This window comes from Streptomyces sp. NPDC013187 (assembly GCF_042899705.1).
Lineage (GTDB): Bacteria > Actinomycetota > Actinomycetes > Streptomycetales > Streptomycetaceae > Streptomyces > Streptomyces hawaiiensis_A.
Genome location: NZ_JBIBAF010000018.1, coordinates 73,438 through 99,934 on the forward strand (window position 1 = coordinate 73,438; position 26,497 = coordinate 99,934).

At 73.1% G+C, this 26,497-nt stretch carries 25 protein-coding genes and 1 pseudogene; 13 read left to right on the top strand and 13 right to left on the bottom strand.

The window, feature by feature from the left end; translation table 11 throughout:
• Positions 1-23: 23 nt before the first annotated feature.
• On the bottom strand, positions 24-995 hold the full coding sequence (locus tag ACFY5B_RS32445) for a helix-turn-helix transcriptional regulator (RefSeq protein WP_389976447.1): 972 nt from the start codon (positions 993-995) through the stop codon (positions 24-26).
• A gap of 75 nt (positions 996-1,070) precedes the next feature.
• Between ACFY5B_RS32445 and ACFY5B_RS32450 the strand changes: the two genes are divergently transcribed.
• Positions 1,071-2,561 carry an MFS transporter gene (locus tag ACFY5B_RS32450; RefSeq protein WP_389976450.1) on the top strand — a complete coding sequence of 497 codons (1,491 nt, stop codon included), beginning with the start codon at positions 1,071-1,073 and terminating at the stop codon, positions 2,559-2,561.
• 209 nt (positions 2,562-2,770) lie between these two features.
• Positions 2,771-3,892, top strand: a complete 1,122-nt coding sequence (locus ACFY5B_RS32455) for a methyltransferase (RefSeq protein ID WP_389976452.1) — start codon at positions 2,771-2,773, stop codon at positions 3,890-3,892.
• A gap of 73 nt (positions 3,893-3,965) precedes the next feature.
• On the opposite strand, the gene ACFY5B_RS32460 is transcribed toward ACFY5B_RS32455, so the two are convergent.
• From ACFY5B_RS32460 to ACFY5B_RS32475, 4 genes are all read right to left on the bottom strand, one after another.
• Positions 3,966-4,586: a flavin reductase family protein gene (locus ACFY5B_RS32460; protein ID WP_389976455.1), complete on the bottom strand. Its 621-nt coding sequence runs from the start codon at positions 4,584-4,586 to the stop codon at positions 3,966-3,968.
• A 42-nt stretch (positions 4,587-4,628) separates the two neighbouring features.
• Positions 4,629-5,420, bottom strand: a complete 792-nt coding sequence (locus ACFY5B_RS32465) for an enoyl-CoA hydratase/isomerase family protein (RefSeq protein ID WP_389976458.1) — start codon at positions 5,418-5,420, stop codon at positions 4,629-4,631.
• Positions 5,420-7,645 (bottom strand): acetate--CoA ligase family protein, encoded by a 2,226-nt coding sequence (locus ACFY5B_RS32470; RefSeq protein WP_389976461.1) that lies wholly within the window; start codon positions 7,643-7,645, stop codon positions 5,420-5,422. The genes ACFY5B_RS32465 and ACFY5B_RS32470 overlap by 1 nt, the downstream gene beginning before the upstream one ends.
• A gap of 129 nt (positions 7,646-7,774) precedes the next feature.
• Positions 7,775-8,980: a flavin-containing monooxygenase gene (locus ACFY5B_RS32475; RefSeq protein ID WP_389976464.1), complete on the bottom strand. Its 1,206-nt coding sequence runs from the start codon at positions 8,978-8,980 to the stop codon at positions 7,775-7,777.
• 222 nt (positions 8,981-9,202) lie between these two features.
• On the opposite strand from ACFY5B_RS32475, the gene ACFY5B_RS32480 reads away from it, so the two are divergent.
• The 5 genes and pseudogenes from ACFY5B_RS32480 (at position 9,203) to ACFY5B_RS32500 (ending at position 11,860) form a co-directional block, all read left to right on the top strand.
• Positions 9,203-9,655, top strand: coding sequence for a DoxX family protein (locus tag ACFY5B_RS32480; RefSeq protein ID WP_389976467.1), 453 nt, complete (start codon positions 9,203-9,205; stop codon positions 9,653-9,655).
• Positions 9,652-10,086: a Zn-ribbon domain-containing OB-fold protein gene (locus ACFY5B_RS32485; RefSeq protein WP_389976469.1), complete on the top strand. Its 435-nt coding sequence runs from the start codon at positions 9,652-9,654 to the stop codon at positions 10,084-10,086. The genes ACFY5B_RS32480 and ACFY5B_RS32485 overlap by 4 nt, the downstream gene beginning before the upstream one ends.
• Positions 10,087-10,213: 127 nt before the next feature.
• Positions 10,214-10,837, top strand: a complete 624-nt coding sequence (locus tag ACFY5B_RS32490; protein WP_389976472.1) for a GNAT family N-acetyltransferase — start codon at positions 10,214-10,216, stop codon at positions 10,835-10,837.
• A 12-nt stretch (positions 10,838-10,849) separates the two neighbouring features.
• Positions 10,850-10,918, top strand: a pseudogene (locus ACFY5B_RS32495) (DUF4287 domain-containing protein); the annotation flags it as partial.
• A gap of 60 nt (positions 10,919-10,978) precedes the next feature.
• The gene (locus tag ACFY5B_RS32500; RefSeq protein WP_389976475.1) at positions 10,979-11,860 is read left to right on the top strand and encodes a GNAT family N-acetyltransferase; all 882 of its coding nucleotides are present in this window, start codon (positions 10,979-10,981) and stop codon (positions 11,858-11,860) included.
• Between the two features lie 6 nt (positions 11,861-11,866).
• Here the strand turns inward: ACFY5B_RS32500 and ACFY5B_RS32505 are convergent, their stop codons facing one another.
• The 3 genes from ACFY5B_RS32505 to ACFY5B_RS32515 all read right to left on the bottom strand — a co-directional run bounded on the left by ACFY5B_RS32505 (position 11,867) and on the right by ACFY5B_RS32515 (position 14,561).
• Positions 11,867-12,499, bottom strand: a complete 633-nt coding sequence (locus ACFY5B_RS32505; RefSeq protein WP_389976478.1) for an NADPH-dependent F420 reductase — start codon at positions 12,497-12,499, stop codon at positions 11,867-11,869.
• 114 nt (positions 12,500-12,613) lie between these two features.
• Positions 12,614-13,291 (bottom strand): pyridoxal 5'-phosphate synthase, encoded by a 678-nt coding sequence (locus tag ACFY5B_RS32510; RefSeq protein WP_389976481.1) that lies wholly within the window; start codon positions 13,289-13,291, stop codon positions 12,614-12,616.
• A gap of 100 nt (positions 13,292-13,391) precedes the next feature.
• The gene (locus ACFY5B_RS32515) at positions 13,392-14,561 is read right to left on the bottom strand and encodes an acetyl-CoA acetyltransferase (RefSeq protein WP_389976483.1); all 1,170 of its coding nucleotides are present in this window, start codon (positions 14,559-14,561) and stop codon (positions 13,392-13,394) included.
• 119 nt (positions 14,562-14,680) lie between these two features.
• Here ACFY5B_RS32515 and ACFY5B_RS32520 point away from each other — a divergent pair, with 119 nt between their 5' ends.
• Together ACFY5B_RS32520 and ACFY5B_RS32525 are read left to right on the top strand one after the other, a co-directional pair.
• Positions 14,681-15,949, top strand: a complete 1,269-nt coding sequence (locus ACFY5B_RS32520) for an acyl-CoA dehydrogenase (RefSeq protein WP_389976486.1) — start codon at positions 14,681-14,683, stop codon at positions 15,947-15,949.
• A complete protein-coding gene (locus ACFY5B_RS32525; RefSeq protein ID WP_389976488.1) occupies positions 15,946-16,416 on the top strand; it encodes a nitroreductase family deazaflavin-dependent oxidoreductase in 471 nt (156 codons plus the stop codon). The genes ACFY5B_RS32520 and ACFY5B_RS32525 overlap by 4 nt, the downstream gene beginning before the upstream one ends.
• 94 nt (positions 16,417-16,510) lie before the next feature.
• Here ACFY5B_RS32525 and ACFY5B_RS32530 read toward each other — a convergent pair whose 3' ends face one another.
• On the bottom strand, positions 16,511-17,158 hold the full coding sequence (locus ACFY5B_RS32530; protein WP_167345935.1) for a TetR family transcriptional regulator: 648 nt from the start codon (positions 17,156-17,158) through the stop codon (positions 16,511-16,513).
• A 122-nt stretch (positions 17,159-17,280) separates the two neighbouring features.
• Between ACFY5B_RS32530 and ACFY5B_RS32535 the strand changes: the two genes are divergently transcribed.
• From ACFY5B_RS32535 to ACFY5B_RS32545, 3 genes are all read left to right on the top strand, one after another.
• Positions 17,281-18,003 carry a VOC family protein gene (locus ACFY5B_RS32535; RefSeq protein WP_389976491.1) on the top strand — a complete coding sequence of 241 codons (723 nt, stop codon included), beginning with the start codon at positions 17,281-17,283 and terminating at the stop codon, positions 18,001-18,003.
• 193 nt (positions 18,004-18,196) lie between these two features.
• Positions 18,197-20,596, top strand: coding sequence for a PQQ-binding-like beta-propeller repeat protein (locus tag ACFY5B_RS32540; RefSeq protein WP_389976494.1), 2,400 nt, complete (start codon positions 18,197-18,199; stop codon positions 20,594-20,596).
• 248 nt (positions 20,597-20,844) lie between these two features.
• Complete coding sequence (locus ACFY5B_RS32545) at positions 20,845-21,339, top strand: hypothetical protein (protein WP_389976496.1); 495 nt, start codon at positions 20,845-20,847, stop codon at positions 21,337-21,339.
• A gap of 23 nt (positions 21,340-21,362) precedes the next feature.
• Here ACFY5B_RS32545 and ACFY5B_RS32550 read toward each other — a convergent pair whose 3' ends face one another.
• From ACFY5B_RS32550 to ACFY5B_RS32565, 4 genes are read right to left on the bottom strand one after another with little or no spacing between them, the layout of a single operon-like run.
• Complete coding sequence (locus ACFY5B_RS32550; protein ID WP_389976752.1) at positions 21,363-22,313, bottom strand: alpha/beta fold hydrolase; 951 nt, start codon at positions 22,311-22,313, stop codon at positions 21,363-21,365.
• A 50-nt stretch (positions 22,314-22,363) separates the two neighbouring features.
• A complete protein-coding gene (locus tag ACFY5B_RS32555; RefSeq protein ID WP_389976499.1) occupies positions 22,364-23,137 on the bottom strand; it encodes an enoyl-CoA hydratase/isomerase family protein in 774 nt (257 codons plus the stop codon).
• On the bottom strand, positions 23,134-23,547 hold the full coding sequence (locus ACFY5B_RS32560) for a Zn-ribbon domain-containing OB-fold protein (protein WP_389976502.1): 414 nt from the start codon (positions 23,545-23,547) through the stop codon (positions 23,134-23,136). The genes ACFY5B_RS32555 and ACFY5B_RS32560 overlap by 4 nt, the downstream gene beginning before the upstream one ends.
• A gap of 10 nt (positions 23,548-23,557) precedes the next feature.
• A complete protein-coding gene (locus ACFY5B_RS32565; RefSeq protein WP_389976505.1) occupies positions 23,558-24,718 on the bottom strand; it encodes a lipid-transfer protein in 1,161 nt (386 codons plus the stop codon).
• A gap of 97 nt (positions 24,719-24,815) precedes the next feature.
• Here ACFY5B_RS32565 and ACFY5B_RS32570 point away from each other — a divergent pair, with 97 nt between their 5' ends.
• Positions 24,816-26,447, top strand: coding sequence for a FadD3 family acyl-CoA ligase (locus ACFY5B_RS32570; protein WP_389976508.1), 1,632 nt, complete (start codon positions 24,816-24,818; stop codon positions 26,445-26,447).
• Positions 26,448-26,497: the final 50 nt, after the last annotated feature.

Below are 26,497 nucleotides of genomic sequence, written 5' to 3' on the forward strand. Positions count from 1 at the left end.
CCCGAGGCGGAGCGCTCGGGCGCTCATGTGGCGCCTTTGAGCCCTTCGTCGATGCGGGTCCTCAGCGAGCGCAGCGCCTGCCTGAGCTCCGCCGGTTCGATGTCCGTGACATCGGCGTCGAACGTCAGGAGCAGCCCGGCCAGCCCTGCCCAGGACCACGCACCGAGCGTGAGCCGGCAGCTGGAGTCGGTGTCGTGCTCGACCGTCGACCCGCCCGGGGCGAACCGGGCGACGACGGGCGCGGGCAGTGCGACGAGTGCCGATCCGCGGCAGGGCCACTGCGCCAGGGTGTCGCCGCGGTCGTGTGTGCTCATGACGAATGCGGCCGGATCGCCGTGCGGGACGTCGCGGCGGTCGAAGGTTCTCCCCGTGGGCATGCGGGGTTCGAGGCGGTCGACGCGCATCGCGCGCCAGCGGTCCGCCTCCGGTTCGAACGCGACGAGGTACCACCGTGCCGCCCACACCACGAGGTCGTGCGGCTCCAGCGTGAGCGTCGTCCGGTCGTCCTCGCCGGTGTAGTCCACGCGCACGATGTGCCGGCGGTTGATGGCGCCACCGATGACGCGGACGAGCTCGGCGTCGAGGGGAGCAGCGGGGAATTCCCAGTAGTTGCGCGCCGCGGAGACGGTGAACGGCTCGGTGCGGATGCGGCTGCGGGCGGGCATCACCTGCTGGAGCGTGGCGAGGGCGCGGGCCGAGTTCTCGCGGATGCCGGACAGGACCGCGGGGACGGTCTGGAGTGCCACGGCCGCCGCGATCGCCTGGTCCTCGTCGAAGACGACGGGCGGCAAGCGGGTGGCGCGGCCGAGCCGGTAGCCGCCGCCCGCCCCGCGCACGGCCTCGATCTCGTACCCGAGCTCCCTGAGCGTGTCGATGTCGCGTCGCACGGTCCGGACGGAGACACCGAGCCTCTCCGCGAGCTCTCCGGCGGTCAGGGTGGCGCCGATGCCGAAGATCGACAGCAGCCTGAGCGCTCGCGCGGAGGTCACAGCCATGCCCCGTCCCCCCCGTCCCCTCCCGCCCCGGAAAGCGGCCATTGGGTGGCAACTATATGTGTGACCTTGGCCGGCATGACTGCTTCTGAGGCCCACCGAGAGGGCACACACGCCCCCGACGCTCCCCCCGCACTCGTCTCCGGCGCAGGCGCGAGCCTGGCGCTCCTGGTCGTGCTGTTCGGCTCCTTCATGGATCTCGTCGACGCGACGATCGTCACCGTCGCGGCCCCGGCGATCGCCCGCGACACGGGGGCGGGCGACGCGCAGATCCAGTGGACGATCGCCGCCTACACCCTCGCGCTGGGCGCGGGACTGATCACCGGCGGACGGCTCGGTGACCAGTTCGGCCGCAAGCGCCTTTTCATGATCGGACTGGCCGGATTCATGGTCACGTCCGCCCTCTGCGCGCTCGCCGTCGGTCCGGGGATGCTCATCGGCATGCGCGCCGCCCAGGGACTGGCCGCGGGGATCATGGTCCCGCAGGTGTTCGGCGTGATCCGCGCATCCTTCGCCCCGGCAGAGCGCGCCAAGGCATTCGGTGCCTACGGGGCCGTCCAGGGGCTCGCCGCGGTCGCGGGCCCCCTGCTGGGCGGCCTCCTCGTCGAAGCCGACCTGTTCGGCCTGGGATGGCGCACCATCTTCTGGATCAACGTCCCCCTCTCGGTCCTCGCCCTCGTCGTCGGGGCGAAGGTCCTGCCGGAGTCCCGTGCCGCCTCCACCGGGCGACTGGACCTCGTGGGGGCACTCCTGGCGGCCTCGGGCATCCTGCTCCTCCTGCTCCCGATCATCCAGACCGAGACATGGGGATGGACCCCGGTCAGTTACGCCCTCCTGGCGGCGGGGGTCGTCCTGCTCACGATGTTCCTCGCGTACGAGCGCAAGCTCGCCGCGAGCGGGGGTGAACCCGCCTTCGACCCCGCCCTGCTCAAGATCCGCGCTTTCACCATCGGCCTGGGCGCGTCCGTGCTCTTCTTCGGCGGTATCGGATCGTTCTTCCTCACCCTGTCGGTCTACCTCCAGGCCGGCACCGGCCGGACCGCATGGGAGACCGGCTTGGTGATCCTGCCCTATGCCCTCGGCTCGATCATCACCTCAGGACTCGGTGTGGCCCTGGCCGCCAGGGCGGGCAGAGCGCTGCTGGTCACCGGCTCGCTCACCATCGCGGCGTCTCAGCTCGTGCTCCTGGCCGTCATCACGGACGACAGCGACCCCGGATACCGGCTCCTCGCACTCGCCCTGTTCATCGGCGGCCTCGGACTGGGCCTCGCCGCACCCGTCCTCGTCAACGTCGTGCTCGCCGGTGTCCCCGGACGCGATGCGGGCGCGGCGGGCGGAGTCCTCTCCACCGTCAACCAGATCGGCGCCGCCATCGGCATCGCCGTTCTCGGCACGGTCTTCTTCGCCGCCGTCACCGGATCGACGACCGACGCACCGGGAGCGGCCGGCCACGGTCACGCGCTCGGCGTCGTCCTCGTCGTCTCGGCGGTGCTCTACCTCGTGGCGGCGCTCGTGATGCTCGCGCTTCCGAAGACCGCGGCAGAGCACGGCGCACAGGCCAGGCCGTGAGGGCGTACCCGTCCGGGTCCGACAGCCCGAAGACGTGCCTTAGCCGCACGTGCGGCGGGCACTCCCGGAACTGCCGCTCCGCATATCCTCTGGAGTCGGCAACTCCCCTTCTCCGAAAGGTCGATCGATGACACTCGGCATGGTCCTCGGTGACGTGGTCGTCGTGACTGCGCGCGTTCGCTCACGTTCGACCTTCCGAGGAGTCCGCCGTGTCCACGATCCACTGGATCGAGGCTCAACCCCGTTCCGCCCGCTGGCACTCTGAGTCCGGGCTGCCCCTGCCCCGCCGGGTCGTCGTCGCCGACGACGGCATGCGGGCCGCCGTCGCCCATCGGCTGGCCTGTGAGGGCACCGCGTTGCTGTGGCGCGGGGATTTCCACAACGCCCGCCGGTTGCTGCGCGCCATGGATCGCCGCGTCGGCCGCGGCGTGCCCGGTACGCCGGGCTCTCCGGCCGAGGCGTTCCATGCCCACCGCCGCGCCCGCGCCCATCGCGCCCGTGTGCTGGGCAAGTTGCTCGTCCTGCTGGAGGAGGACCACGCCCTGGCCCTGCGTCGCGCGCCGGATGTGCGCCGGGCGTGCGACGAGGCCTACGGGCCGCCGTCCGGCGGGCCGGTCGCCGTCGCCCTCACGGAACTGCTGGGTGTGATCGGCGCCCGGGAGTGGCGGGAGAAGGGCGTGCACGTACCGGCGCTGGGCGCGCGGATCCACCCGCACTACGGGGTGTTCGCGCCGACCAGGAGCGAGTACGTCGATCTCGTCGCGCGGGCGCCGCTGCCGCGCGGGGGTGCCGTGCGTACGGCGTTCGACCTGGGCACCGGCACCGGGATCCTCGCCGCCGTCCTCGCCCGGCGTGGGGCCGGGCACGTGGTGGCCACGGACCTCAGCTCCCGGGCCCGGGCGTGCGCACGCGAGAACGTACGGCGGTTGGGCCTTGAGGCGACGGTCCGCGTCACCGGACCCGGCCTGTACCCCGGCGGACGTGCCGACCTCGTCGTCTGCAACCCGCCCTGGCTGCCCGCCCGGCCCGCCTCCGACCTCGACCTCGGCGTCTACGACCCGGGGGGTGCCATGCTCCGAGGCTTCCTGAGCGGACTCGCCGGCCGGCTGGAACCCGGCGGCGAGGGCTGGCTCGTACTGTCCGACCTCGCCGAACGGCTCGGGCTGCGCGACCGCGGTGAGGTGCCCGCCTCCGTCGAAGCGGCGGGGTTGCGCGTCGTCGGCCGGCTGGACACCCGCCCGCGCCACCCCCGCGCACGGGACACGGGCGATCCGCTGCACGCCGCGCGGGCCGGCGAGATCACGTCGCTGTGGCGGCTGGCGGCGGCCTGAGTCGCGGCTCGTGCCCGCGACGTCCCGTCGTACGCCCGCCGTCGCGGGACAGGCGAGACTTCGCGGACACGGTCTAGGGGGCCGACAGCCGGGCGAAGCGTCCTCGGTGGAAGAGCAGCGGTCCGTCCGGATCGTCCTCGCCCGTGCCGAGGGCGTTCACCCGGCCGACCACGATGAGGTGGTCGCCGCCCGGGTGGACGGCGTGGATCGTGCAGTCGATCCACGCCACGGTGCCCGCCAGCCGGGGCGAGCCGGACGCCGGGGCCGCGTCGTACGCCACCCCCGCGAACTTGTCCGCTCCGCTCACCGCGAAAGAGCGGCACAGCTCGGCCTGACCGGCGCCCAGGACGTTCACGCAGAACACCCCGGCGCGGGCGATCCGCGGCCAGGTCGTCGACGTCCGGCCGACCATGAAGGCGACGAGGGGCGGGTCGAGGGAGAGGGAGGTGAAGGACTGGCAGGCGAAGCCGGCGGGAGGGTCGCCGGCCAGGGCAGGGGGTGCCGTGACGACGGCCACGCCCGACGCGAAGTTCCCCAGGACTCTGCGGAACTCACGTTCGTCGAGCGGCGCCCGCTCGTCGGCACCGACACAGCGCAGTTCGGGCCGCGGCAGCGCCTCGACCGGCTCCGGGGCGGCCGCGCCGGCCGACCTGAGGAAGCGGACGGCGGCTTCCGCCATCCCTGCTTGTCCCATCACACCCGTCATTAAACCTGACGCATCGTCAGATCGGAAGGGTCAGCGTCCTCCGAACTCCGCGCCCCGCCGCTCCACGAAGCTCCGCACGCCCTCCCGCGCGTCCGCAGTCGTCATGTTGATCTCCTGTGCGGCGGCCTCGGCGGCGAACGCGGTGGCGCGGTCGGTGTCCAGGGAGGCGTTGACGAGCTGCTTGGTCAGGGCGAGGGCGCGGGTCGGCCCGGCGGCGAGGCGCTCGGCCCAGGCCCGCGCCGTCTTCCGCAGCTCCTCGTCCGGTACCACCCGGTTGACCAGCCCGAAGCGTTCGGCGTCCGGCGCGGTGAGCGCGTCGCCGAAGAACATCAGCTCCTTCGCCCGCTGCGGACCGACGAGCCGCGGCAGGAGGTAGGCGCCGCCGCCGTCGGGGACCAGACCGCGGCGCACGAACACCTCCACGAAGCGGGCGGATTCGGCCGCGAGGACCAGATCGCAGGCGAACGCGAGGTGCGCGCCGAGGCCGGCCGCCGTGCCGTTCACCGCCGCGATCACCGGCTTCTCACAGTCGAGCACGGCGGCGATCAGACGCTGGGCACCGGTGCGCAGTGTGCGTGCGACATCGCCCGCGAGGCGTTCGCCGGGCACGCCGGCCCCCCGGAGGTCCGCACCGGAGCAGAAGCCGCGGCCCGCCCCCGTGATCACGACAGCCCGCACCTCCGCCGTGGCCGAGGCATCCGCCAGCAGCCGGATGACCTCCTCGCGCTGCCCGGGGGTCAGGGCGTTGAGGCTCTCGGGCCGGTTGAGGGTCACGGACAGGACGTGGTCCGAGGTCGTGTGCAGCACCGCGGGCTCCGTCATCAGCGGCACACCGCCAGCGCGTCCAGCGCCACGGCACCCTGCCCCTGCGGCAGCACCATCAGCGGGTTGACGTCGAGCTCCGCGAGCTGATCGCCGAGTTCCAGGGCCATGCGCTGCACCCGCAGAACCACCTCGACCAGCGCGTCCAGATCCGCCGGCGGCCGCCCCCGGACGCCGTCCAGCAGGGCCCGTCCGCGCAGCCCGGCGAGCATGTCCCGCGCCTGCTCCTCCCCGAAGGGCGGCACCCCCACGGCGGTGTCGCGCAGCACCTCGACGAGCACACCGCCGAGTCCGACGGTCACGGTCGGGCCGAACAGGTCGTCGTGGGCGACACCGACGACCATCTCCACGCCCTGCTCCACCATCTGGCAGACCAGGACGCCGTCCAGGGCGACGTCCTCGTAGCGGGCGATGTCGGTCAGCTCGCGGTAGGCGTCGCGGACCTGGCTGGCCGAGGTCAGCCCGATCTTCACCAGGCCCAGCTCCGTCTTGTGGGCGATGCGGGCACCGGAGGCCTTCATCACCACCGGGTAGCCCACGAGCCCGGCCGCGCGGACGGCCGCCGCCGCACTGGTCACCAGCTGTTCGCGCGGTACGCGGATGCCGTACGCCCGCAGCAGCTGCTTAGCCGCGTGCTCGCTCAGCTGCCGGCCGGGCTGCATCAGGGCCTGCGCCTTGCGGTAGGACGGCGAGGGGGTGCGCGGGGCCTCGTCGAAGGGGGAGCGGTAGGCGGTCGTGAAGCGGTGGTGGGCCAAGTGGGCGCGGACGGCGGTGAGGCAGTTGCCGACCGTGCGGAAGGTGGCCACGCGGGAGGAGCCGAGCAGGACCTCGCGGTAGGCGGGCTCCGTGCCGACCGGCGACCCCCACACCACGCACACCAGCTTGTCCGTGCGCTCGGCCGCGTCCACCAGGTCCCGGACGAGCCGGTCGCTGAGCGGCGGGAACGGCCCGGTGACCGGGCAGATCAGCACGCCGACGGCGGGATCGTCGAGGATGGCGTCGATGATCTTCCGGCCGCGTTCGTCCCCGACCGGATGGCCGCCGTTGTCGACCGGGTTGGCGACGGACAGGTACTCGGGGATCCACCGGTGCAGCTCGGCCTGCTTGGCCTCGGACAGGACCGGCAGGCTCAGGCCCGCCCCGGTCGCCAGGTCGGCGACGTGCGCGCCCGTGCCGCCCGAGATGGAGTAGACGACGACGCCGTCCGCGCGCGGCGGCCGGGCTCGAGCCAACAGGGCTGCGGTGTCCTGGAGTTCGTCGAGTCCGTCGACGCGGATCACGCCGTACTGCCGCAGCGCCGCGTCCACCACCGCGTCCGCGCCGGTCAGTCTGCCGGTGTGCGAGGCGGCCGTGCGGGCGCCGGTCTCGGTGCGGCCCACCTTGACGGCGACGACCGGGACCCCGCGCCGGGCGGCCCGGTCGGCGGCGAGCAGGAAGGAGCGGCCGTCCTTCAGCCCTTCGAGGTAGCAGGCGATGGCGCCGACCTCGGGCTGCTCGGCGAAGTAGGAGAGGAAGTCGGCGCTGTCCAGGTCGGCCTCGTTGCCGGTGGGGGCCCAGTGGGAGAGGCGGATGCCGAGTTCCTGCAGGGCGAAGACGGGTCGGCCCTGGTGGCCGGACTGGGTGATCAGCGCGATCGCAGGGCCCTGCAGGTCGTCGCGGAACCGCTCGAAGGCGTTGAGGTTGGTGTTGGGGCCCAGCAGCCGCAGCCCGGACTGTGCGACGGCTGCGGCCAGTCGCCGCTGGGCGGCCTCGCCCTCGGACCCGGTCTCCGCGAACCCGGACGCGAACACGACAGCGAACCGGGCCTTGGCCTCGGCCAGTTCCTCGATCACCGGCAGGGGGTCGCCGACCAGCACCACGGCGAGATCGACCTGCTCGGGCAGATCGGCGACGGAAGGGGAGCAGGGGATGCCGAAGACGGACGGCCTGCTGGGATGCACCGGGTACAGCCGGGCACCGACCCGCTCCGCCCAGTCGGCCAGCTGCCGCGTGATGCCGGTGTTGGGGCGGCCCTCGGCGTCCGAGGCGCCGATCACGGCGGCGGACCGGGGGCGGAAGAAACGGTCCAGGTCGGGTACGTCGGCGTGCAGTGGCCGTCCGCTGACGTCGAGGTCGCCCGCCTGGGCCGGCCTGCCGTGCACGACGGGCCCGGACCGCTCGCCACAGGCGATGGCCCGGGTCCGGCGGGAGTCGGTGGTGAGGGTGCCGTGAGTCGATCCAAGCATCGTTTCCGCCCGCTCCTGTGAGACAGCCGCTAACTGACGCCTTGTCAGATTACTGAACTGATGCGACGTCAGGAACGGTGTGAGCGGGCAAAGTTGCCGAAGTCGTCGACCGGGTGGCGCCCTGGTGTTTCAGCCCGGCAGGCGGGACACGCTCCCCGTGCCGCTCCTCGCGACGGCCTTCGCGATCTTCACCGCGTCCAGCGCCAGCTCGCGGAGGTTGCCGCTGATCGGGTTGGTGAAGCCGGTGAAGTACAGGCCGGGGGCGGTCTTCGGGGTGCGGGCGCCGTGGACGACGGGTTTGCCGTGGTCGTCGAGGACGTCCAGGTGGCCGACCAGGCCCTCCAGGGCGCGGACATAACCGGTGGCGGCGATCACCACGTCCGGGGAGATCCTGCTGCCGTCGGCCAGGGCGATCTTGTCGCCGTTCTCGAAGCCCTCCACGGCGGCCACGATCTCCACCCTGCCCTTGCGCACCGCGTCGATCAGACCGACGTCCTGCACCGGGATCGCCCCCTGCTTCACCCGGGTGTACAGCCCGGTGTCGGGGCGCGGCAGTCCGTGGGCCGACAGGTCGGGCACCGCCACCCTGGCCTGCGCCCGGGAGATCCCGTCGACCAGGCCGACCGGCAGCCGGCGGACGAGGATGCCGCTGTACTGGGCGGCCCAGCCGGCGGTCGAACGGCGCACGATGTGGGGGACCGTGCGCACCGCGAGCCGGACCCGGGAGGCACCGCTCTCCACCAGGTCGACGGCGATCTCGGCGCCGGTGTTGCCGACCCCGACGACGAGGACGTCCCGGCCCGCGTAGGGCTTGCCGCTGCGGTACTCGCCGGCGTGCAGGAACTCGCCGGTGAAGGCGGTGCGGCCGGGCCAGTCCGGCAGGCGCGGGGTGTGGTTGTAACCGGTGGCGACGACCACCGCCGCGCCGGTCAGTTCCCGGCCGCCGGTGGCGTGCAGCAGCCAGCCCGTGCCGTCGGGGGTGCGCTCGACGCGGGACACCTCGACGCCGGTGACGATCTCCAGACGGTGGTGCTCGGCGTACTTCTCCAGGTACCGCACCACGTTGTCCCGGGACACCCACCGTCCGAACCGGCGCGGCATCGGAAGTCCGGGCAGGGCCGAGAGGCGGCGGGTGGTGTGCAGGTGCAGCCGGTCGTAGTGGCGGCGCCAGGACGCCCCGACATGGTCGGACTTCTCCAGAACGACGGCCCGTACGCCCCGGGCGCGCAGCGCGTAGGCCACGGAGAGCCCGCCGGGGCCGCCGCCGATGACGTAGACGGGGCGGTCGGGTGGGGGCTGTGCGGAGGCGTGTGTGGGGGATGTGGAGTCGGCCATGAGCGCGAGCGTAATCACGGGACTGCTTGATGGGTCTCGGTCAAGACCGGAATTGGTTTCGGATTGATCACGGCTGTAGGGAGAGGGGGTGGGGCCCGTGGCGCCGGGGGTTTGGTTGCGGCGGGGTGGTGATCGTTTCTGGCGGGCGCCGGGGGGTGCCGGCCGGGAGTGGGGCGCTACGGGGGCTTGCGCATCCACTGATCTGACGTACCGTCAGATTGCATGGACGCGATCTGGCTCACCGGAGCGGAATGGCTGGCCGTGCTGCGGATCGGGCTCGGGCTGTGGTGGCTGGAGAGCTGGCGGCACAAGGACCGCAAGGCCTGGTTCGAGCGGGGCACGGGCATCGCGTGGGCCGCCGGCATAGCCGCCGAGCACCGCTGGAGCGCCGTCCGTTCGGGCTTCGAGGCGGCCGTCGCGCCGCGCCCGCGCGTGATGGCGTACGTCGTCGTCTACGCGGAACTCGCGCTCGGACTGGGCCTGATCACCGGCTTCCTCACCCCCGTCGCCCTGGTCGGCGGGTTCGTCCTCAACGCCCTGTACTTCACGCTCATGGTCCACGACGTGGCCGAGCAGGGGCAGAACTCGATGATGGCGCTGATGTCGGTGGTCGGACTGTTCGGGATGTCCTGGCAGACGTGGTCGCTGGACAGCGCGCTGGGGCTGTTCCGGTGACCGGCCGCTTCGACCTGCCCGAGCCCGACGCCTTCACGCGGACGTACTGGGAGGCTGCCGCCGAGGGCAGGCTGCTGATCCGGCGCTGCGGGGCCTGCGGCCGAGCCCACCACTACCCGCGCGAGTTCTGCCCCCACTGCTGGAGCGAGGACGTGACGTGGGAGACCGCGAGCGGCCGTGCCACGCTCTACACCTGGTCCGTCGTCCACCGCACCGACCTGCCGCCGTTCTCGGACCGCGTCCCGTATGTCGCCGCCGTCGTCGAACTCACCGAGGGGCCGCGGATGATGACGGAGATCGTGGGGGCCGGGGACCCACTCCACCCCCGCACGTGCGAGGACACGGGCCGGCCGGACCTGTCGGCCGGGACGGAGCTGGAGGTGGCGTTCCGGGAGGGGGTCCCGGTGTTCCGGGCGGTGCCGGGCGGCTGAGCGGTGCCGCAGGGAGGGCAGGCGAGCGACAGCCGCCGGTCGCCCTGGCCGGTCGACGCGACCCGAATCTTGGCCGTCTTCGAACATGACGGGTCGATCACCGGAACCACAGGATTCAATAAGTCCCATGGCCCCCATACGCGACCAGTCCCCGACCGGCCCCCACCCGCATCTGCACGGCCACGGCCTTGCCCTGCGTCCCTGGGACGCGGGGTCGGGGGCCGATGTCGATACCTGGCTGCGAGGGCTGCGTGATCCGGAGTTCCGGCGCTGGAACACCCCGCTGCGGCCGGTCACCGACCGGGCGAGTGCGCGGGATTCGCTGCTCGCGCGGGCGCAGAGTGCCCTGGAGGGGACGTCGGTGTCGTTCCGCGTCGCGGACGCGCGCAGCGACGCCCCGCTGGGGCACATCGGAGTCAACGAGATCAAGTACCACCTGAAGGTCGCCCGGGTCGGCTACTGGGTGCTCCCCGAGGCCCGCGACCAGGGCGTCGCCACCCGTGCCCTCCTGGTCGCCGCACGCTGGGCGCTCAAGGAACTCGGCCTGCACCGGTTGGAGTTGGACCATGCCGTCGGCCATGAGGCCTCGTGCCGGATCGCCGAGAGATGCGGGTTCCCGTACGAGGGCACCCTGCGCGGCGCGATCTTCCAGGAGGAGCGGCACGACGCCTTCCGGGACGCCCATCTGCACGCACGCCTGGCCACGGACCCGGAGCCCACGGACCCTGAGAGGGCGGGACAGTCGGTGTGACGGCTGACCGCACACGGCCTGGGGCACGGCCACGCGAACGCGCTGGTGGCGCACACGCTCGCCGAGGACAGCGTCACGTGAGCCCATGGGGCCCGCCGAAAATCAGGGGTGCGTGCCAGGTGGCGGACGGCACCATGAACCATGGACACCGATACGAACACCCCATCAGATACGGTCGGTTGGCACCTCACCTCCGACCTCGACGACTTCCTCGGCCGTGCGGGCGCCTTCCTCCACTCCCGGCCGGCGCTGCACACCGTGCCGTTGACGGTCACGGAGACACTGCGGGCCCGCGGCCGGAGCGTGTACGGAGTCGGGGCACCGGAGTTCGGCGTACTGGAGCGGGACGGGGCGGTCCGGGCGACCTTCTTCCGCACACCGCCGTACTGGCTGAACCTCACGGCCCTCACCCCCGAGGACGCCGACGCCCTCGCCGCCCGTCTGGCCGCCCTCGGCCGACGCCTGCCCGGCGTGAACGCGGACTCCGACACCGCGGCCGCCTTCGCCGCGGCCTGGCAGCGGCACACGGGCGCCCCGGCCGCCCTGCGCCAGCGCCAGCGGCTCTACCGGCTCGGCACCCTGACCGCACCCGGGCCCGTACCGCCCGGCCGCCCCAGGGTCGCCGTCGAGTCCGACCGCGAGCGACTCCGGCGCTGGCACGACGAGTTCAGTGAATCCGTCGGCCCGGGCACCGTCCGCGACTCCGCGGAGTGGGCGGACGCCCGCATCGACAGCGGCAGCGTCACCTTCTGGGAGACCCCCGACGGCACACCCGTCGCCATGGCCGGCACAAGCCCACGGGTCGCCGGTCAGGTCCGCGTCACCACGGTCTACACTCCGCCCCACCTCCGCGGCCGCGGCTACGCGGGCGCGGCGACGGCCGAGGTCAGCCGCACCGCCCTGGCCGCCGGAGCGGACGAGGTCCTCCTCTTCACGGACCTGTCCAACCCGACCAGCAACGGCCTCTACCGGCGCATCGGCTACCGCCCGGTGGCGGACTTCGCGGTGTACGACTTCACGTAGGCCGGATCACGCCTGGGCCGCGGCCCGGGGCACCACCTGGATGTTGAACGTGTGGGATCCCAGGCCGGTCGCGATGCCCATGAACAGCAGGGCGAAGTGTTCCTGGCCGCGGGCCGTGGTGATGCCGCCGATGTCCAGCTGCGACGAGGGGGGCCAGCCCAGGTCGGTGAGCAGCCGGCCGGTGGTCCGTTTGGCCTGGGCGTCGTCCCCGGAGAGGAAGACGGTGGTCGGGCCCGCCAGGCCGCCCGGCGCGGTCATCGCGGTCGAGTCCATGGTGCACAGCGTCTTGACGACGGGAGTCCGTGGGAAGGCCTCCTGGATCTGCTCGGCCAGGCTGCTGTTGGGATGCGAGAGCTCGGTGAAGTCGTCGGAGAGGCCCACCCCGACGTCGATCAGCAGCGTCCCGGCCAGGGCGGGTGCCCCGATGGAGTGGAGCAGGTCCAGGGAGACGTTCCCCGGGGTGGCGTTGACCAGGGCCTCCGCATGGGCCGCTGCCTCGTCCAGGCCCGCCACGGGCAGGCCCAGGTCCGTTCGGTCCCCGGGCTTGCGGGAACCGAGGAGTACGTCGTGTCCGGCCGCGCTCCAGCCGTGGGCCAGGGCGCGGGCGACGTTACCGGTGCCGAGAAGTCCTATTCGCATGGTGCGACGCTAACCGGCGCCGCAGCCCCGCGAATCGGACCGCGGGACCAATCGGCCGGAACCCAGGTCCTAGTCCTCAAGTCCCCCTCGGCCGGGGCTCGTTGACGGCTGTCCTCACGGCCACAGCAGCTCCCGTGACCACCCTTCCCCGTCCGGCTCCCCCTCCCGTCGGTAGCGGAGCCGGACGTGTCGCCGTCGCTCGTCGCCCTGGAAGAACTCCACCTCCTCGGCCCGCAGCCGGTACAGCGTCCAGGACGGGACCGGTGCCTCCGGCTCCCGCGACGCCCGTTCCCACGCCGACTCCGAGGCCCGGGCCAGGTCGTCCAGGGAGTGCAGGACCTCGCTCTGCCGGCCGGTCAGCGCCGCCGCCAGCGCGCCCGTCGACCGGGCGTGCAGGTCGCCCTGGGCTTCCTCGGACGGGGCCGCCGTCACCGGGCCGCGCACCCGGACCTGCCGGCCCAGCACGGGCCAGTAGAAGCCGAGCGCGGCGTAGGGGCGGCCGGCGAGGTGCCGGCCCTTGCGGCTGCCGGTGTGGGACGCGAAGGACCAGCCGTCGGCGTCCGCGCCGTGCAGCATCACGATCCGCACGTCGGGCAGGCCCGACTCGTCCGACGTCGCCAGCGACATGGTGTGCGGCTCGGTCTGGCCGGCCGCCACCACCGCCGCGAACCACTCGGTGAACAGGGGCAGGGGAGTGGCCGGTGCGTCGGCCGGCTCGAAGGAGGGCAGGTCCGTGACCTGCGGGTCCCAGACCCGCAGCGACCTCAGCAGCTCGTGAAGATCGGTTGCCATGCCTCGATTGTCACCGGTTCCCGGCGGGGCGGTGAGGGAGGACGGCAGTGAGGGGACCGGGCCCTCCCGGACCGTGCAGTCAAGGGTGGTGGGCCCCCCCTCACCCCGCCCCCAGCACCACCGTCCCCGACGAGCAGAACCAGCCCCCCGTCCCCGACGCCACCGCCAGCCGCGGCAGTGAACCGTCGCCCCGCCGCACCTGCCGCTCCCCGCACTCCCCGCGCAGCTGCCGCACCGCCTCCACCAGCAGGAACAGTCCCCGCATGCCGGGATGCTGGGCCGACAGTCCGCCGCCGTCGGTGTTCACCGGCAATTCGCCGTCCTCGACCCGCAGCCGCCCCTTCTCCACGAACGCCCCGCCCTCGCCCTTGCCGCAGAAACCGAGGTCCTCCAGCGTCACCAGGGTCATGTAGGTGAACGCGTCGTAGAGCTCGGCGAAGTCGATCTCCGAGGGCCGCACCCCCGCCCGCTCGAACGCCAGCCTCCCGCTCACCGCCGCCGGTGACACCGTGAAGTCCGGCCACTCGGACATCGCCGCGTGCGAGACGGACTCCCCGCTCCCCAGCACCCACACCGGCGACGTACGGCAGTCCCGTACGTACTCCTGCGCCACCAGCAGCACCGCCGCCCCGCCGTCGGAACGGACGCAGCAGTGCAGCTTGGTGAAGGGGTCCGCGATCATCGGCCCGGACAGCACCTCGTCGACCGTGATCGGGGTGCGGAACATCGCCTCCGGGTTGAGGGCCGCGTTGGCCCGGGCCTGCACCGCCACCTCCGCCAGCTGCTCGATCGTCGTGCCATATTCGATCATGTGGCGGCGGGCCGCCATGGCGTACTTGGCGATCAGGGTGTGGCCGTACGGGACCTCGAACTGCATGGGGCCCCGTGTGCCGAAGGGCAGTGTTCCGGTGCGGCGGCCGGCCCGCACGTCCGCGCGGGCCGTCGAGCCGTAGACGAGCAGCACCGCGCGGGCGTGCCCGGCCGCGATCGCGTCCGCCGCGTGGGCCGCCATGAACTCCCAGGTGGAGCCGCCCACAGAGGTGGAGTCGACCCAGGTGGGGCGCAGACCCAGATACTCGGCGACCTCCACGGGCGCCAGTGTGCCGAGGCCCGCCGAGGCGAAACCGTCGACCAGCGACCGGTCCAGGCCCGCGTCGGCCAGGGCGCGCCGGGCCGCTTGGGCGTGCAGGGCGTACGGGGTCGCGTCGTCCACACGGCCGCAGTCCGAGAGAGCCACGCCGACGACGGCCGCTTTCCTCCGGGCCACCATGAATCTGACGGTACATCAGATACAGGCGGCTGCGGCAGGCCTCTGGGCTTCCCTGTTCCGGCGCCCTAATATGACGCACCGTCAGATATGGAGTGAGGTGCTTGCGGAGAGAGGTGCCCATGGACGCCCGCTTCACCGACGAACAGGACGAGATCCGCCGCACCCTGCGCGAACTGCTCGGCAAGCGGTGCGGTCCGGAAGAGCTGCGGGCCGCCGTCGACACCCCGGCCGGGCACGACCCCGCCCTGTGGGCCCTCCTCGCCGGGCAACTCGGCCTGCCCGCGCTGGCCCTCCCCGAGACCTACGGCGGTGCCGGGTGCACCGTGACCGAACTGGCCCTGGCCTGCGAGGAGACGGGCCGGGCCCTGGCCCCCACCCCGCTGCTGGCCACCGCCGTCCTCGCCGCCCCGCTGCTGCTCGCCCTCGGCACCGGCGCCCAGCGCGCCGCGCTCCTGCCACGCGTCGCCTCCGGCGAACTCACCGCCGCCCTCGCCGTACCGGGGCCCGCCCTCGCCACCGCCCTCGCGCTCACCGGCCACGACCGGCGCGGGCAGTGGGCCGGCGGGGGACGGGCCGGGGGCGTCCAGGCCCGGCGGGCCGAGGGTGGCTGGCAGCTGTACGGGCAGGTCGACCAGGTCCTCGACGGGCACAGTGCCGAACTGCTCGTGGTCGCCGCGCACACCGGGGGGTTCGCCCGTTCCCGGGTCCTGCTCTTCTCGGTGCGCGGGGACGCCGCGGGCCTCACCCGCGTACGGCAGACCGCGCTGGACGCGACCCGTCCACAGGGGCGGATCCAACTGCGGGACGTCTCGGCCGAGTTGCTGGGCGGTGAGGACTCCGACGCCCTCCCCGCTCTCGCCGGGCTCGGTGACAGCGTCGCCGCCTGTCTCGCCGCCGAGGCGGTGGGGGCCGCCGGCCGGGTGCTGGAGCGGACCGTCGAGTACGTGGGGCAACGTGAGCAGTTCGGGCGGCCGGTCGGCTCCTTCCAGGCGGTCAAGCACCGCTTGGCCGACGCCTACGTCCAGGTTCAGGCGGCCCGCTCGGCGGCGTACTACGCGGCCTGGGCGACCGCCACCCAAGCCGCCACCGCACCTTCGAGTACGGCCGCCACCGAAGCCACCGCCACCGTACCCCCGAGCGCGACCGCCACCGCACCCGCCCGCGAGGAGACGGCCGGCGCTCTCGCCCTCGCCCAGGCGCTCGAAGCGCTGCGCCGGGCCGCCGCCGAGGGGATCCAGCTGCACGGCGGCATCGGATTCACCTGGGAGCACGAGGCTCACCTGTACTTCAAGCGCGCCGCGGGCGACGAGTTGCTGTTCGGGCCGGTGCACCGGCTGCGGGCACACGCGGCCGACGCGGCACACGTCTTCGAGGAGGCCGGCACATGAGGGGCGCGCGCGTGGTGCAGAAGGTGTCGTCGACCAGGGGCTTCGCGAGGGTGGCACCGCACGTGGTGCCCGCCCTCGACCGGGCCGTCCACCGGCTCACCAGGGGAAAGGTGCTGCTCAGCGCGCACATGCTCCCCGGTGTGGTGCTGACCTCGACCGGGGCGAGGAGCGGGCTGCCCCGTCGTACCCCCCTGGCCTGCATGCCGGAGGACAACGGGCGCCACTGGATCCTCGTCGGGTCCAATTTCGGACGGCAGGGGCACCCCGCCTGGAGCCACAACCTCCTCGCGCATCCCGAGGCGGAGATCAGCTGGAAGGGCCGGGACGTCCCGGTCACGGCCCGGCTGCTGGCGGGGGAGGAGCGGGCGGCGGCGTGGCAGGCGCTGCTGGCGTTCTGGCCGCCGTACGCGGCGTACCAGGCGCGGGTGGAGCGGGAGATCCGGGTGTTCCGGATCGTACGGAGGTAGGGGCGCGGCGCGAAAACGCGACAGGCGGTGGTCCACCCGGGTGGACCACCGCCTGCCAGACAGGACTTGATGGGTAAGAGGCCGTCGCGCCGCGCTACTTGGTCGGCTTCCGGCCGGTGACGCCGAGATGCACCAACAGGGCGAGGTTCGGTTTCAGTTCGGCCTGCTTCACGCCCCAGGAGGAGAAGCCCTTCTGGTGGGAGGCGACGGCCGCGAGCATCGCGACCAGTGAACCGGCGACGGCCGCCGGGTTCACGTCCTTGTCGACCCTGCCCTTGGCCTGGAGCTCGGCGACGGCGTCCGCGAGGGAGTTGTTGACCGAGTTGAGGATCTTCATGCGGAGCTTGTAGAAGCGCTTGTCGCCCTCGGCGGCGCCGAGATCGACGACCCGGAGGATGGCGTCGTTCTTGCGCCAGAACTCCAGGAAACCGTCGACGAGTTCCTGCGCCGTCTGCCAGCCGGCCTTGCCGGCCCAGGAGCGGCCCTCCAGGAGCTCGGTCAACGCGGCGCCCTCGGTCGCCATTTGCTCGGCGATCTCCAAAACGGCGCCCTCGACGTCCGGGAAGTACTGATAGAAGGTCGCGGGCGAAGTGCCCGCCTTCCGGGCGACATCGATGACCTTGACGTCCCGGTACGGGGAGGAGCTGAGCATCTCGCTGAGGCAGTCGAGCAGCTTCTGCCGGGTCGCCTGCCCACGTCGGCCGGCCACGCGGCCGTCGACGGTACGCACTTGTCCTGTCATGACGTCAGCTTACCGAGGCGTGATCGGGGCGCGATTCGGCCGACTGCAAATGGGGTGTAAGGGAGGGCGGGGGCTGGTGTGCCTGGTCTGCGGGGTGCGGCAGTCGCGGTTACGTTGTCGGCATGGCCGAAAACAGGGCATCGGTGTACGGAGAGGGCGTCCCCTGCTGGGTGGACGCGCAGCTCCCGGACGTCGAGGCGGGCAAGCGGTTCTACGGTGAACTTTTCGGGTGGACCTTCGAGGACTGGTTCGGCTCCTTCGCGCAGGCGCTGAAGGACGACGCACCCGTGGCCGCTCTGGTCCGCAAGGTGGACGGACGGCTGCCCAGCGTCTGGACGGTGTACTTCGCGACCCCGGACGCACCGGCCCTGGCCCGGCGCATCCGGGACGCGGGCGGTCAGGTCGTCTCGGCGCCGGTGCCGGCCGGCGAGCTGGGCGTCACCGCGCTCGTCACCGACCCCGAGGGTGCCGTCTTCGCCCTGTGGCAGCCGGAGGACCACCCCGGCTTCGGCAAGCGGCACGAGCCGGGCACCTTCGCGTGGGTCGAGCTGTACGCCCGGGACACCGAGGCGGCCAACGCGTTCTACGGCGATCTCTTCCGCGAGGCCCTGTTCGGGCCGGGGGCGGCGCCCGACTTCGGCCGGGCCCCCGTCACGGACGTGTTCTCCGACCGGATGCCGCCCCACTTCCTCGTGCACTTCGCCGTCGAGGACGTACCGGCCGCTCTGGAGGACGTACGGCGGCTCGGCGGCCGGGTCCAGGCCCCGCCCTTCGAGACCTCGTACGGAGAGGTCGCCGTCGTCACGGACAATCAGGGGGCGTCGTTCGCGCTGCTGCACCGCTGAGCAGGCATTGTTTGGTCATCATTCGATCACTTCCATGCCGAGACATCCCAATTGTCACCGGGTTCGCCACCAGGGCTCCGGCCAGGAAGAATCAGGGTGCGTGCCGCCATGGCGGTGCGGTGGTGAGACGCTGCACGAAGGTCGCGTGGAACATGTGGCTTGGCGCGGCTCGTACGGGGAGGTGGCAGGCAGAGTGGTGGATCAGCTGACGCAGCACGATCCGCGGCGGATCGGGCCGTTCGAGGTGCTGGGACGGCTGGGTGCCGGCGGCATGGGGCTGGTCTATCTCGCGCGTTCGGCGTCCGGCCGGCGCGTGGCGATCAAGACCGTCCGGACGGAGCTCGCCGAGGACCAGCTGTTCCGGGTCCGCTTCACGCGTGAGGTGGAGGCGGCCCGCGCCGTCTCCGGCTTCTACACGGCCGCGGTCGTGGACGCCGACCCGCGCGCCGCCGTGCCGTGGCTGGCCACCGCGTACGTTCCCGCGCCCTCCCTCGAGGAGATAGTGAACGACTGCGGCCCGATGCCGGCCCAGGCGGTGCGCTGGCTGGCGGCGGGTGTGGCCGAGGCGCTCCAGTCCATCCACGGCGCGGGCCTGGTGCACCGCGACCTCAAGCCGTCGAACGTCCTCGTCGTGGAGGACGGCCCCCGGGTGATCGACTTCGGTATCGCGTCGGGCGTGTCGAACACGCGTTTGACGATGACGAACGTAGCCGTCGGCACCCCCGCCTACATGTCCCCCGAGCAGGCCAAGGACTCCCGCAGCGTCACCGGCGCCAGCGACGTCTTCTCCCTCGGCTCGATGCTGGTCTTCGCCGCCACCGGACACCCGCCCTTCCACGGTGCCAACCCGGTCGAGACGGTCTTCATGCTGCTGCGCGAGGGCCCGGACCTGGAGGGGCTCCCGGACGAACTGCGTCCGCTCATCGAGTCCTGTATGCAGATGGACCCCACGGCCCGCCCCAACCCGGCCGACCTCCAGGCCCAGCTCGCCCCGCACCTCTTCGGCTCCGGCTCCGACGACAGCGGCACGGCCTCCGCGTGGCTGCCCGAGCGGGCCGTGGGCCTGATCGAGTCCCGCCGCAACGGCCGCCCGGCCGGCAAGCCCGCCCCGGGCACCGGCCGCAGCGGCGGCGGACGCCCCGGCCCCGCTCCGGGCCCCGCGCCCATCCCGCCCCCGCCCGCGCACGACCCCGTCGTCCCGGCGCAGGCGCCCGCCGCCTCCGTGGCCGCCCCGGCCGGTGGCCCCGACACCGGCCCCGTCCGGCTGGCCGGCGCGCAGGTGCCCATCGGCCCGGGCCCGCGCGTCGCCGACGTGCGTGCCACCGCCGTCAAGGCGCCCCCTCCCGAGGCGGCCCTCGCCGCCTCCTGGGCCAAGCCCCGCCCGGGCGTCAACGGCACCGGCCCCGCCGTGGGCCCGGCCGTCGCCGCACCCCCGGCCCCGGTCGCGCCGCCGGAGCAGGCCGGCGGCTGGCGGCCCTGGCGCTTCCGCATGTCCAACGACGTCTGGGGCACCCCCGCGGTCGCCGACGACCTGGTCTACGTCACCTCCTTCGAGGTGCACGCCCTGGACGTCGCCACCGGCCGCCGCCGCTTCAAGACCCGGGACGTCGCCTGGTCCATGGCGGTCGCGGACGGCCGGATCCACGCCTCCGACGGGCCCACCCTGTTCGCCCTCGACGCGCGCGAGGGCGCCGACCTGTGGCGCCTGCAGACCGACGCGTGGGTGTACACGCTCCAGGCCGGCCGCGGCACGGTCGTCACCGGCACCCGCGGCGGCGGTGTCCAGGGCTGGGAGGCCTCCGGCGGCCAGAAGCTCTGGGAGATCACCGGCTGCCAGACCGACTTCGAGTCCCCCGAGGCCGGCCCGGTCCTGCACGACGGCACCGTCTACGTGTGGCAGGACGCCCGGCTGCGCGCCCTGGACGCCCGCACCGGCGAGGAGCGCTGGTCGTACCCGATCGGCGACGCGGCCTCCTGCGGCGGCGTCCCGATCCGGCTCACCCAGGCCACCGACGGCTACGTCTACGTCTGCGCCGGCACCCGCGTCCTCGCCCTCGACGTGGCCGCCGGGCACGTGAAGTGGCACTTCGAGGCCCCGGCCGTGTTCCTCTGCCCGCCCACCTTCGTCCCCGGCCCGGCCGTCACCGGCGGCGGCATCTACCTCGCCGACTACCTCGGCACGGTCTACGCCCTCGACGCCACCGACGGCCGCGACCGCTGGCGCATCGCCACCGAGTCCCGCTCCTGCGTCGACCCCGTCCTGGTCGCCGCCGGCCATGTCCACGTGGGCAGCGGCAAGGGCCTCTACACCCTCGACGCGGTCACCGGCACGCCCAAGTGGCGCTTCCAGGCGGGCGGCGACATCGTGGGCGCCCCCTCGGTCGCCGAGGGCCGGATCCACTTCGGCTCCACCGACCACCTGCTCTACACCCTGAAGGCCGACGACGGCCGGCTGCGCTGGAAACTCGCCACCGGCGGCGAGATCACCGGCTCCCCGGTCGTCCGGGACGGGGTGGTGTACGCGTGCAGCAAGGACCGCTGCGTGTACGCACTGGACGCGGAGAAGGGCACGGGCACGGCGCGCACCGCCTGACGGGTCCGGGACGGCCGTCGCCCCGGCGTAGACCGCCTGACGGGTCCGGGACGGCCGTCGCACCGGCGTAGACCGCCTGACCGGCCCGGGACGGCCGTCGCACCGGCGTACGGAAGGGGCTCCGGACGGCGGCCGTCGCTTGCTGGGGAGCGGTCCGTCCACCGCTTCCACCCACGACGCTACGCCGGGCACGCTCCGGTCGCCACGCGGTGGCATGACCGTGACAGACGATCACTGGGCTCTCCGGCATGCAGACACGGAAGCGCAGGCTCAGGTTCGCGGCGGTGCCGGTCCTGGTGGTGCTGGCACTGACCGGTTTCTCCTCCGGCCGGGGCCGCGGTGGCGGCCACGGCCACAGCGGCGGTGGAGGCGGCGGTTGCGGCAGCTCCAGCCAGGACCACGACAGTTCGAGGTCGTCCACCTCCGGCGGCGGCGCCTACGGCTCCGGCGGCTCCAGCGGCAAGGCGCTGAAGGACGGCACCGCGGGGCTGGTGAGGTGCGCGACCCCGGCGGCGCCCTACGCGACCGTCGAGGTCCGCATCCCCAACGGCCGCACGGCGGACTTCTCCGTCTCGGTGACGTTCGAGGACGACCGGGGCATCACCGTCGTCCGCCGGTACGGCGACGTCACGGTCCCCGCGAACGGCACGGCCACCCTCGATGTCCGAGTGGGCGGCGGCTCGGCCCTGGTGGACTCGGTCGACCACTGCGAGGTCGACCGCCAGGCCCTCGTCGACGACTGAGGCGACCCGCGGGCGACGGGACGTCAGCCCCGCAACTCCGTCAGGAAGTCGATCAGCGCCTCGTTCACCTCGGCGGGCCGCTCCTGCTGCGTCCAGTGGCCGCAGCCCGGCAGCACGAGCGGCTTGCGGCGCAGGTTCGGCATCAGATCCGGCAGCCGCTCGATCAGTTCGGGCGTGCCCGGGAAGGCCGGTACCAGATCCCGGTCGCCGTACATGTACAACGCGGGCGGGGACACGACCGCGCCCTGCCAGGGGGCGGTCAGCTCCCAGTTGCGGTCCAGGTTGCGGTACCAGTTGAGGGCGCCGGTGAAGCCCGGCTCGAAGCTCTCGGTGAGCACGTCGAGGTCCTCCTCGGTGAGCCAGGCGGGCAGCACCTCGGGGTCCGGCGCGTCCGCGAGCCAGCCGCGCTCCGGGTCGACCAGGGCCTGCTCGGGGCGCCCGGCGTCCGGTGCGTCACCGGAGGCGGAGTACAGCAGCTTGCGCAGGGTCGTACGGGTGTCGGCGGCGAACTCGGCCTCCGCCGCCCCGGGCCGGTTGAAGTAGTTCCAGTAGAAGCGGCCCTCGAACCGCTCCCGCATGGTCTCCAGCGGGGGCCTGCCGCCGCGGAACGGCGGCGGCACGCTCAGCCCGGCCACCCCGCGCACCACGTCCGGCCGCAGCAGCGCGGTGTGCCAGGCCACCGGCGCCCCCCAGTCGTGCCCGACGACGAACGCCCGCTCCTCGCCCAGCGCGTGGATCAGCCCGACCACGTCCCCCACCAGGTGGAGGATGCTGTACGCGGCCACCTCCTCGGGGCGGTCGCTGCCGCCGTACCCGCGCTGGTCCGGCGCGACCACCCGGAAGCCGGCCTCGGCCAGCGGGCCGAACTGGTGCCGCCAGGAGTGCCAGGACTCCGGGAAACCGTGCAGCAGCACCACGAGCGGACCCTCGCCCTGCTCCGCGATGTGCAGTTGTATGCCATTGACGTCGATCATCCGATGCTCAACCACGCCCCGAGCATACGCGTGTAGGAGGAAACGATTCCCTACCGCAACCGGTACTCCCGCGACCGCCCCGCGAACAGCCGGGCCTGCCGCTCGCCCGCCGCGTTCCCGAGTGCGATGAGGTGCGGTGCCTGTGCGAGCCCCTGCGCCCGGCCCGCCTCGCTCGCTGCCCACAGGGCCCGCACGGTCCCCTGCACGGCCTCGGTCGGATACCCCGCGAGGACGGCGGCGCAGGCGGTCGCCGCCCCCAGCGCCTCTCCCTCCGCGACGAGTTCCGACACCAGCCCGGTCTCGTACGCCCGCCGGGCCGAGATCCGCTCCGCCGTCCCCATCAGCGCCATCCGTGCGACCTCCCCGTACGGCATGCGCTGCGCCATGAGCACCGACTCGTAGGCGCTGACCATGCCGTAGGTGGTGTGCGGGTCGAAGAAGGAGGCGGTGGTGTCGGCGACGATGAACTCCGCCTCGCCGAGCAGGTAGAAGGCCCCTCCGCAGGCCATGCCGTGCACGGCGGCGACGACCGGCTTCCACAGGTCGTTCGCCTTCGGCCCGATCCCGAGCAGCGGATCGTCCTGCGCGTAGGGCGAGTTCGGCTGCGGCACGACGGCGTCCCGGTCGATTCCGGTGCAGAAGGCTCGCTCTCCGGCTCCGGTGAGGACGATCGCGCGCACGGCGTCGTCGAACCGCAACTCGTCCCAGACGGCGGCCAGTTCGTCGGCCATGGCGAGGTCGACGGCGTTGAGCCGCCCGGGCCGGTTCAGCGTCACGACGGCGACCCCGCTGTCCCGGTCGGCCCGCACGAGCACACTGCTCATGACCGCTCCGGGACCCACTGGGGGAGCCCGTCGTGGAAGACGGCCCGCACCCGCGCGCCGATGCGCAGATTCTCCTTCGGGAAGGCGCCCAGGGGTTGTCCGGCTCCGGGGACCAGGTTGCCCACCAGCCGGATGCGGGGCGCCTCGTCCAGCTCGACGACGACCACGTTGTACGGCGCCTGCGCGGCGTAGTCGGGCAGCAGCGGCGGATGGGCGACGACGTACGACCAGACCCGGCCCCGGCCGGAGACCGGCCGCCACTCGCTCTCGAAGGACTGGCAGTGCGGGCAGCAGGGCCTGGGCGGGAAACGCAGCTCGCCGCAGGCGGCGCAGGCCTGGACGCGGAGTTCGCCCCGGGCGGCGTACTCCCAGAAGGGGGCGCCGTCGGTGTCGGGCACGGGACGCAGCATCGGTAGCTCCTCAACTCCTCAGCAGCAGGGCGGAGGTCGGGACCCCCTCACCCGCCGTGACCAGACAGACGGAGGCGCCCGGGACCTGCGCGGTACTGGTGCCGCGCAGCTGCCTGACCCCCTCGTTGATGAGGTTGAAGCCGTGGACGTAGGCCTCGGACAGCCCGCCCCCGCCGGTGTTCAGCGGCAGCACCCCGCCGGTCTCCAGCGCCCCGCCCTCGGTGAACGCCCCGCCCTCGCCGCGCCCGCAGAAGCCGTAGCCCTCCAGCGAGAGCAGGACCAGGGGCGTGAAGGCGTCGTAGATCTGCGCGACGTCGACGTCCTCGGGGGTCAGGTCGGAGTGTTTCCACAGGTGCCGGGCGGCGCTCCAGGCGGGGCCGGTGAGGGGGTCGTCGTTCCAGTAGTTGACCATGCCGTGGTGCTGGACGGGCAGCGACTGGGCGGCGGAATGGACGTAGACGGGCCTGCGCCGGCAGTCGCGGGCGCGTTCGGCGGAGACCACGACACACGCCAGCGCCCCGTCGGTCTCCAGGCAGTTGTCGAAGAGGCAGAGCGGCTCGCTGATCCAGCGGGAGGTCATGTACATCTCGCGGGTCAGGGGCCGTTCGTACATGATCGCGGCCGGGTTCTGGTTGGCCCGGTTGCGGCAGGCCAGGGCGACGTTGAACAGGTGGTCGCGGGTCGCGCCGTACTCGTGCAGGTAGCGGCGGGTGAGCATCGCGATCTCGTCGGCCGGCCTCAGCAGCCCGAACGGCCGGGTCCACTGGGCCGGGGTCGGGAGCTGGACGGTGGTGTTGGTCCAGGGCCGGGGCCCGCTGCCCCGCTTGCGGGAGCGCCAGGCCACCCCGACGCTCGCCTGCCCGGCGGCGATGGCGGCGGCGAGATGGGCGACGGTGGCGCACGAACCCCCGCCCCCGAAGCCGACCTTGCTGAAGAAGGTGAGGTCGCCGAAGCCGCAGGCCTTCGCCAGCTCCACCTCGTCGGTCTCCTCCATGGTGTAGGAGGCGAGGGCGTCGACCTCGCCGGGCGCGATCCCCGCGTCGTCGAGGGCGGCCAGGACGGCACGGCAGGCGAGGGTGCGTTCGTCCTCCGGGAGTCGCTTGGCGAAGGGCGTCTGGCCTATGCCGACGAGAGCGGTGGCGTCCTTGAGGCCTCCCGATCCTGCTGCCATGCTGCGCGCACCTCCGGGGCCGAACGGTCGCTGACAGGTCGTCAGATTACAGATAATCTGACGGATAGTCAGCTCCTAAGGCGTGGGGAGGCGTGCTGTGCGAGCGGATACGGCATGGGGAAGCGTTCCGGCCCTGGTCCAGGCGGCGGCCGAGCGCTACGCGGACGTCGAGGCCGTCGTCGAGGGACGTACCCGCGTCACCTACGCGGAACTGGGCGCACGCGTGGAGCGCGCGGCGGCGGCCTGCCTGGCGACCGGCGTGGAACCGGGTGACCGGGTCGCCATCTGGGCCCCGAACTCGCTCGACTGGATCGTCGGCGCCCTGGGTGCGGTCTCGGCGGGTGCGGTGCTCGTCCCGCTGAACACCCGCTTCAAGGGCACCGAGGCGGCGGACGTCCTGCGCCGCAGCGGTGCCCGGCTGCTGTTCGTGACGGGCACGTTCCTCGGTACCTCGTACGTGGCGTCCCTGCGCAGGGCGGCGGGAGACGGGCCGGGCAGCGGCCCCCTGCCCGCTCTGCCCACCCTGAAGCACGCGGTCGTCCTCTCGGAGGACGCCCCGGCCGGCTTCCTGACCTGGAAGGACTTCCTGGCCGGCGGGGAAGGGGTGGGAACGGCGGACGTACGCGACAGGTCCGCGGCCGTACAGGGGTCCTGGCCCTCGGACATCATCTTCACCTCGGGCACGACGGGCCGCCCCAAGGGCGCGGTCGTCACCCACGGCCAGACGCTGCGCGCCTACGACATCTGGGGCGACCTGGCGGGCCTCACCCGGGGCGACCGCTACCTGATCGTCAACCCCTTCTTCCACACCTTCGGCTACAAGGCCGGGGTGATCGCCTGCCTGATGCGGGGCGCGACGATGATCCCCCAGCCGGTGTTCGACGTGACCACGGTCCTCGCCAACATCGCCGCCGAGCGGGTCTCCGTGCTCCCCGGCCCCCCGACCCTCCTCCAGTCCCTCCTGGACCACCCCGCCCGGGACGCCCACGACCTGACGGCCCTGCGCCTGGTCGTGACGGGAGCGGCGGTCGTGCCGCTGCGCCTGGTGGAGCGGCTGCGCACCGAACTCGGCGTCGGCACGGTCCTCACCGCCTACGGCCTCTCCGAGGCGACCGGCGTCGTCACGATGTGCCGGCGAGGCGACGACCCGACGGTGATCGCCTCCACGTCGGGCCGGGCCATCCCCGGCACACAGGTGCGGGTCGTCGACCCCGAGGGCCGACCCCTGGCACCCGGCGTGCCCGGCGAGGTCCTGGTACGCGGCTTCCACGTCATGAGCGGCTACTACGAGGACGAGCGGGCCACCGCCGAGGTGCTGTCGGAGGACGGCTGGCTGCGCACCGGCGACATCGGCGTCCTGGACGCCGCGGGCAACCTGCGCATCACCGACCGCCTCAAGGACATGTTCATCGTCGGCGGCTTCAACGCCTACCCCGCCGAGATCGAGCAGCTCCTGGGCCTCCACCCGGACGTGGCCGACGTGGCGGTGATCGGCGTACCGGACGCCCGGCTCGGCGAGGTCGGCCGGGCCTACGTCGTACGGCGCCCCGGCGCCCTGCTGACCGCCGACGACCTGATCGCCTGGTCCCGCAGGGAGATGGCGAACTACAAGGTCCCCAGAACCGTCCGGTTCGTCGCGGAACTGCCGCGCAACGCGAGCGGGAAGGTCGTGAAGGGCGCCCTGCGGGACGTTGCCGGAATCGTCCGGTCGACGAGCATGCCGCACTAATGTGGAGGCTGCTTGTGTGATGCGTGGGGCGGGCCCGATGGGGGAGATGC

Coding starts and splice junctions, on each gene's coding strand:
- ACFY5B_RS32445 (WP_389976447.1), bottom strand. CDS start 995: ATGGCTGTGACCTCCGCGCGAGCGCTCAGGCTGCTGTCGATCTTCGGC.
- ACFY5B_RS32450 (WP_389976450.1), top strand. CDS start 1,071: ATGACTGCTTCTGAGGCCCACCGAGAGGGCACACACGCCCCCGACGCT.
- ACFY5B_RS32460 (WP_389976455.1), bottom strand. CDS start 4,586: ATGGGACAAGCAGGGATGGCGGAAGCCGCCGTCCGCTTCCTCAGGTCG.
- ACFY5B_RS32465 (WP_389976458.1), bottom strand. CDS start 5,420: ATGACGGAGCCCGCGGTGCTGCACACGACCTCGGACCACGTCCTGTCC.
- ACFY5B_RS32470 (WP_389976461.1), bottom strand. CDS start 7,645: ATGCTTGGATCGACTCACGGCACCCTCACCACCGACTCCCGCCGGACC.
- ACFY5B_RS32475 (WP_389976464.1), bottom strand. CDS start 8,980: ATGGCCGACTCCACATCCCCCACACACGCCTCCGCACAGCCCCCACCC.
- ACFY5B_RS32480 (WP_389976467.1), top strand. CDS start 9,203: ATGGACGCGATCTGGCTCACCGGAGCGGAATGGCTGGCCGTGCTGCGG.
- ACFY5B_RS32490 (WP_389976472.1), top strand. CDS start 10,214: ATGGCCCCCATACGCGACCAGTCCCCGACCGGCCCCCACCCGCATCTG.
- ACFY5B_RS32500 (WP_389976475.1), top strand. CDS start 10,979: ATGGACACCGATACGAACACCCCATCAGATACGGTCGGTTGGCACCTC.
- ACFY5B_RS32505 (WP_389976478.1), bottom strand. CDS start 12,499: ATGCGAATAGGACTTCTCGGCACCGGTAACGTCGCCCGCGCCCTGGCC.
- ACFY5B_RS32510 (WP_389976481.1), bottom strand. CDS start 13,291: ATGGCAACCGATCTTCACGAGCTGCTGAGGTCGCTGCGGGTCTGGGAC.
- ACFY5B_RS32515 (WP_389976483.1), bottom strand. CDS start 14,561: ATGGTGGCCCGGAGGAAAGCGGCCGTCGTCGGCGTGGCTCTCTCGGAC.
- ACFY5B_RS32520 (WP_389976486.1), top strand. CDS start 14,681: ATGGACGCCCGCTTCACCGACGAACAGGACGAGATCCGCCGCACCCTG.
- ACFY5B_RS32525 (WP_389976488.1), top strand. CDS start 15,946: ATGAGGGGCGCGCGCGTGGTGCAGAAGGTGTCGTCGACCAGGGGCTTC.
- ACFY5B_RS32530 (WP_167345935.1), bottom strand. CDS start 17,158: ATGACAGGACAAGTGCGTACCGTCGACGGCCGCGTGGCCGGCCGACGT.
- ACFY5B_RS32535 (WP_389976491.1), top strand. CDS start 17,281: ATGGCCGAAAACAGGGCATCGGTGTACGGAGAGGGCGTCCCCTGCTGG.
- ACFY5B_RS32545 (WP_389976496.1), top strand. CDS start 20,845: ATGCAGACACGGAAGCGCAGGCTCAGGTTCGCGGCGGTGCCGGTCCTG.
- ACFY5B_RS32550 (WP_389976752.1), bottom strand. CDS start 22,313: ATGATCGACGTCAATGGCATACAACTGCACATCGCGGAGCAGGGCGAG.
- ACFY5B_RS32555 (WP_389976499.1), bottom strand. CDS start 23,137: ATGAGCAGTGTGCTCGTGCGGGCCGACCGGGACAGCGGGGTCGCCGTC.
- ACFY5B_RS32560 (WP_389976502.1), bottom strand. CDS start 23,547: ATGCTGCGTCCCGTGCCCGACACCGACGGCGCCCCCTTCTGGGAGTAC.
- ACFY5B_RS32565 (WP_389976505.1), bottom strand. CDS start 24,718: ATGGCAGCAGGATCGGGAGGCCTCAAGGACGCCACCGCTCTCGTCGGC.